This window comes from Corynebacterium sp. MSK004, assembly GCF_030232515.1.
Lineage (GTDB): Bacteria > Actinomycetota > Actinomycetes > Mycobacteriales > Mycobacteriaceae > Corynebacterium > Corynebacterium hesseae.
Map to the genome: position 1 here is coordinate 204,210 of NZ_JASPKB010000002.1, position 6,191 is coordinate 210,400.

Annotated in this window: 4 protein-coding genes; all 4 read left to right on the plus strand. The window is 57.2% G+C overall.

Annotated features, from left to right (window positions below):
* Window positions 1-30: 30 nt before the first annotated feature.
* Window positions 31-1,125: a hypothetical protein gene (locus QP999_RS13435; RefSeq protein ID WP_070532115.1), complete on the plus strand. Its 1,095-nt coding sequence runs from the start codon at window positions 31-33 to the stop codon at window positions 1,123-1,125.
* Between the two features lie 119 nt (window positions 1,126-1,244).
* Complete coding sequence (locus tag QP999_RS03505) at window positions 1,245-2,537, plus strand: adenylosuccinate synthase (protein WP_070523587.1); 1,293 nt, start codon at window positions 1,245-1,247, stop codon at window positions 2,535-2,537.
* A 216-nt stretch (window positions 2,538-2,753) separates the two neighbouring features.
* The gene (gene purT, locus QP999_RS03510) at window positions 2,754-4,100 is read left to right on the plus strand and encodes a formate-dependent phosphoribosylglycinamide formyltransferase (protein WP_284847689.1); all 1,347 of its coding nucleotides are present in this window, start codon (window positions 2,754-2,756) and stop codon (window positions 4,098-4,100) included.
* 1,201 nt (window positions 4,101-5,301) lie between these two features.
* A partial coding sequence (locus tag QP999_RS03515; RefSeq protein ID WP_284847690.1) for a VaFE repeat-containing surface-anchored protein occupies window positions 5,302-6,191 on the plus strand: 890 nt, incomplete at its 3' end.

Genomic DNA, 6,191 nt, shown 5'->3' on the forward strand with positions numbered 1-6,191 from the left:
TTAAGTCCCTAACAGCCGGAGGTAAGTACCATGTCCACCCGATTGACAGTTCTTGCACTTGTATCCACCGCCGGGCTCCTGATGAGCTCGTGCAGCCTCATCGGCGGTGCGCTGACGGAAGCCGAGGAGCCAGCATTCATCGAGGCTGCCGCCGAGTCCACGACGAGTTCGGCGGCGCCTACTTCTTCGAAGGCCACGTCGACATCGAGCAGCACGTCCTCTTCGAGCGCCAACGCCGATTGCGATGACTCGAAGGAGCTCGAGGATACCGAGCTAAGCAAGGTCCTCGAGAATAAAGAAGCCTACGTGAAAGGCTCGACTGAAAAGTTTGAAGACGTGAGCGTCAGTGAAGATGAATACGACGCTTGCAAGTTCCTCAGCTACGCGGTGCTGGAGGGCACGTTCGATGGGGAGGATGTCAAAGTCCCCGTCTTCTTCACCAAGGGCGAACTCAAGGACGAGGATGCCCTCTACATCACGTCCACGTCCTTCGAAGTGGAAGAGGACGGTGAGGGCTATACTTATGAGTCCAAGACCGACGGTGACATCGTCGGTGTTAAGGGCAAAGTAAACAAGCGCCCAGGCGCCGAAGCCACCTCCATGGAAAACTCCTTCGATGGTGTGAATTCGGACATCTTCTTCATCGACGTGGATTCGGAACCGACTGAGTCCGCAGATTTGGCTGAGGATGAAGAAGACCTCCGCGGCGAAGAGCTCTTCACCATTTCCGCCGATGGCTGGAACATGGTCTGCGGCATCATTGAAGAAAACAACGCCATTGACTGTGCGCATGGCGACGGCAGGACTTGGGCCATCAAGGGTGGCAAGACCCCAATGCCGGAGGGCATGGAATTCAACTTGGTGACCTTCCTGCCGCTAGAGGGCAGCACTGAGTTCACTCAGTATGACGATGAAATCCCAACTAACGGCACAAAAATCGAGGGCAACGGGCTCTACCGAATCGGCATCGGTGATGTTGAAGCCCAAATCGCTGTTGTCGATGACGGCATCATCGTCAGCACCCCGGACAAGTCGCGGTTGATGTTTACCAATGACACCATCTACTTCGATGAGGAGGGCTCAGGCGACGGCAGCACCGACGATGAAAACACCGAAAACGTCTAGCCCACCCGTACCGACACCGCATCAATTCCTGATGACCATGTCACAAACCCACCGTCGTACCGCCATGCCGGGTAAAGTAGGTGCGTATTTGACTTCAATAAATAGGAAGTGACACCAACATGGCAGCGATCGTCATCGTCGGCGCCCAGTGGGGCGATGAAGGCAAGGGCAAGGCTACCGACATCCTCGGCGGCAAGGTCGATTACGTAGTGAAGCCCAACGGCGGTAACAATGCCGGCCACACCGTCGTGGTCGGCGGCGAGAAGTATGAGCTGAAGCTCCTTCCCGCCGGCATTCTTTCTGAAAACGCCACCCCGGTCCTGGGCAACGGCGTGGTCATTAACTTGGAGGCCCTGTTCGATGAGATCGATGGCCTCGAAGCCCGCGGCGCTAACGCTTCGCGCCTCAAGATTTCCGCCAACGCGCACCTCGTGGCGCCCTACCACCAGACCCTGGACCGCGTGCAGGAGCGCTTCTTGGGCAAGCGCGCTATCGGTACCACCGGCCGTGGCATCGGTCCTGTCTACGCCGACAAGGTTGCCCGCATCGGCATCCGCGTGCAGGACATTTTTGATGAGTCCATCCTGCGCCAGAAGGTCGAGTCCGCCCTGGACATTAAGAACCAGATGCTGGTGAAGATGTACAACCGCAAGGCTATCGATCCGGAGCAGGTTGTGGAGTACTTCCTGAGCTACCGCGATCGCCTGCGCCCGATGGTCATTGAGGCCGAACTGGAGCTGAACCAAGCCCTGGATGCCGGCAAGCACGTCCTCATGGAGGGCGGCCAGGCGACCATGCTGGATGTTGACCACGGAACCTACCCCTTCGTGACCTCCTCGAACCCGTCGGCCGGCGGTGCTTCGGTTGGCTCCGGCATTGGTCCTACGCGCATTAAGACTTCCCTGGGCATCATCAAGGCCTACACCACCCGCGTGGGCGCTGGTCCTTTCCCCACTGAGCTCTTCGACAAGTGGGGCGAGTACCTGCAGACCACCGGCGGCGAAATCGGTGTCAACACCGGCCGCAAGCGCCGCTGCGGTTGGTATGACTCCGTGGTGGCTCGCTACGCCACCCGCGTCAATGGTTTCACGGACTACTTCCTGACCAAGCTGGACGTGCTTACCGGCATCGGTGAGATCCCCATCTGCGTGGCTTATGACGTCGACGGCAAGCGCTACGACGAGATGCCGCTGACCCAGTCCGAGTTCCACCACGCCGAGCCCATCTTTGAGACCATGCCGGCTTGGGACGAGGACATCACTGACTGCAAGACTTTTGAGGACCTCCCGCAGAAGGCTCAGGATTACGTCCTGCGTCTGGAGGAACTCTCCGGCTGCCGCATTTCCTACATTGGTGTCGGCCCTGGCCGTGACCAGACCATCGTGCGCCACGACGTCATGCAGGACCAGTAAGTCACCAGCCAGTCCAAGACGAACGAACCTCAGGCACCGCCTAACGGTGACGGTGCCGCGCAACAACCGCCCAGCTTCTCCCGTGTCACCGTGCACATGGCTATAGGAACCACCGCACGGGAGAGGCGGGGCGGTTTAATGCCTCTAATGCCTCTGAAGGGGGTTTGGGGGACGTCGCCAAGCAATGCAGCACCAGAAGTGTGCGATAATTCGAGAATGACTACCGTAGGCGACATCGCAGGCCACATCGGAACCCCTCTGACGGGAAACGCCACCAAGGTGCTTCTTTTGGGGGCGGGAGAGCTGGGCAAGCAGCTGGTAATTGCCTTTCAGAACTTAGGGCTGGAGGTCCACGCCGTGGACCGCTACGCAGGAGCCCCCGCGCAGCAGCTTGCGCACTTTAGCTACATCGCTGACATCAGGGACCCGCACAAGGTGTGGGAGCTTACAGAGCGCATCAAACCGGACTATGTGGTCCCTGAGGTGGAGACCGTCGCGGTGGAGGCGCTGAAGCGTATCGAGGAATTCGGCACCACCGTTGTGCCGACGGCGCGGGCCTGTGAGCTGACACAGCGCCGCGAGAGCGTGCGTGAGGTCGCTGAAAGCATCGGCCTGCCCGTCACTGCCTATCGCTTTGCTGAGTCCGCTGAGGAGTTGCAAGCGGCGGTGGGGGAGTTGGGGCTGCCGTGCATCGTGAAGCCGGATATTACGACCTCCGGGAAGGGCCACATCCTTCTTAAGGAAGAAGAGGACGTGGAGGAGGCCTGGTCCATGGTGCGCCGCGTGTCTTCGGAGTATAAGCGCGTGGTGGTGGAGCGCTTCGTTGACTTTGACTATGAGGTCACGCTGCTTGCCGTGCGCTCCGTCGACCCAGCTACGGGCAAGATGGCTACGTGGTTTAGCGAGCCCATTGGTCACCGCCACGAGAACGGTGACTTGGTGGAGTCCTGGCAGCCCATGGCGATGAGTGAGGATGCCCTGGCGAACGCACGCTCCGTTGCGGCGCGTATCTCCAACGAGTTGGGTGGGCGCGGTGTCTACGGCGTTGAGCTCTTCGTGGCGGGCGATGAGGTGTACTTCTCATCTGTCTCGCCGCGTCCTTTGGATACCGCCATGCTGACTGGATATACGCAGCGTTTCTCGGAGTTTGAGCTCCACGTCCGTGCGATTCTGGGCTTCCCTATTGACGTGACGTTGGTCAGCCCCGGTGCTGCGGTCATTCTGCACGCGGACGCTGAGCTTGACGACGTCTCCTTCTCCGGCCTCGACACCGCCTTATCCTATGAAGAGACCGACGTGCGCCTGTTTGGCAAGCCCTGGGCCTACGCCGGCCGCCGCATGGGCATGGTGGCTACGACCGCCGAGGATGTTGAGACCGCCCGCGATAGGGCAGCCCTCGCGGCCGGAAAGATCACTGTGGGGCCGAATGCTGATAAAACCGTCCACGGTGACTCACAGCCCGTGGAGCCGACCGCCACTGCCGTCTCTGATATTGAGGTCATCGAGGTCCCGGAACCGGTTGTCGACGTCGACCCGAAACTCATCCGCTCCACCGACGATTAAAGAAACAGTGACGTTATAAGTTAAGGGGAATGATACCCTGTGCCTTGGCAGGGGAGCGGGGTGCTGAACGTGATTGAAGTGGCCGTGTGTTACGCACGGCCACTTCTGCGCATTTCTGGGGGCTACTTGTCGGCAGGTTGGAGAGGTGTGCGGGGCATCTTCCGTGCGGGAAGTCGGTTGGCTCAGCACCGCCTTAAGGAAACGCTTATGCAAAAACTTAAGAAACCTTAAATGGAAAAATCTAAGAAAATCTGAGTTATGTGCCGTGTCAACATTTAGGGGAACGTATTGGCGAAAAACGGCCTGAAGGTCGAGCGCACAGCACGTTTTACCTGCTGAATTATCGCTCAATGGGGGTATAAGGAAAAGTTATTCAGCAATCAACTATCTTGCGGCTAGCTGTGAGTGATGATAGTCTCCTGAGTGGACTATAAGAGTACGTGAGATTCTTAAGGAGAATCGCCGGTCAGGGTGTAAAAACCTACGTCCAGATTTCAGATTGTCTCAGCGGAAACTTACTGCTGTGCAGAACAACTTGTAGACATTCACATCATTCGAAGAGGAAACGATGAGTAAATTAAGGAATATCTCCAGAGAGGGGTGGATGGTCCTTACTGCTGTTTTCACGGCAATAGCAGTGATTGCGGCCATGGTCACCGTTCCCTGGACGAAGGCGGATGCGGCTGAGCCGACCGACTTCGAGCCGAATAATTCTATTGGTGGAGATTTCTTCCGGGGAGGCGAGGGCGTCGACACAAACTGGGGCAACCTAGTCTGGGCTGGTAAGCCAGTCAAGGAACCGGGGGCTAATAAATCAAGAAGCGGAAACGCCGAGAATAACGCGGGTTGGGGTCTCTGTATTGACCCAGGCGTTGTTACACCTATGGGGTTCAATGCTAAATACAAGCGTGAACAAGCTGTAAAGCTTGCGATAAAGGACGAATATCGCGACTCGGCGATTTCTCTGGCTACGCAAATTGAAGCTGCATACAAGCGTGGCGATCAGGCATTCGTTAAAGAAAATTGGGTTTACCTAACCGTTCTGGTGGGGTTGCCACTAGCCGCCGAACAAGCCGCCAGTGTTGTATTAGGGGACAAGCCTGCTGATCCTAGTGTCGCGGCTATTTACAAAGAATTTAATGGCGACCATGCTGGGTTTACACAAGCCACTGGCTTCAAGATTGTTAATCCTACTGGGCCTGTGCTTGAGAGGGACCCTTCCGTAGAGATTGAGAAGCAAGATCCCACCTATTACATCACTGTAGTCGGACCGAATGGTGTAACGGACGGCAAGGGGAAGGGCCAACGTGTGGTCCCGGTGGATCAGCCAGGTCTGCCGGACGATGAAGGAGAGCCCAAGACTCCGTCGATCGGGACTAAAGCTAAGTTTGCTGAGGGCTCGACTCAGGTTGTTTCTGGTGCAAAGGTTGAGGACACGGTGACCTACGAGGGTCTGGTTCCTGGTAAGGAATACACCCTTAACGCTGAGCTGATTTCCAAGGAAGACGGCAAGACCGTTCTGGGTAAGGGCGAGGAGACCTTTACTCCGGAGTCTGCTAACGGTGAGGTTGTTGTCACGATCACTGTTGATAAGTCTGTGACGGAGCCGGTTGAGGCTGCGGTTGCTTTCGAGGAGTTGACTTCTGTTGAGGTCGACAAGGATGGCAAGGAGACTCCGGATAATAATTCGGATAACCCCATCGCTGAGCACAAGGACATCAACGACGGTGGACAGACGGTGAACTCTGTGGACGAGCCGTCTAAGTCTGATGAGCCGTCCGATGAGCCGTCTAAGTCTGACGAGCCGTCCGATGAGCCGTCCAAGTCTGGCGAGCCTTCTGATGAGCCGTCTGATGAGCCGTCTAAGTCTGACGAGCCTTCTGATGAGCCGTCTAAGTCTGATGAGCCGTCCGATGAGCCGTCTAAGTCTGACGAGCCTTCTGATGAGCCGTCTAAGTCTGACGAGCCTTCTGATGAGCCGTCTAAGTCTGACGAGCCGTCCGATGAGCCGTCTAAGTCTGACGAGCCTTCTGATGAGCCGTCCAAGTCTGACGAGCCTTCTGATGAGCCGTCCAAGTCTGACGAGCCTTC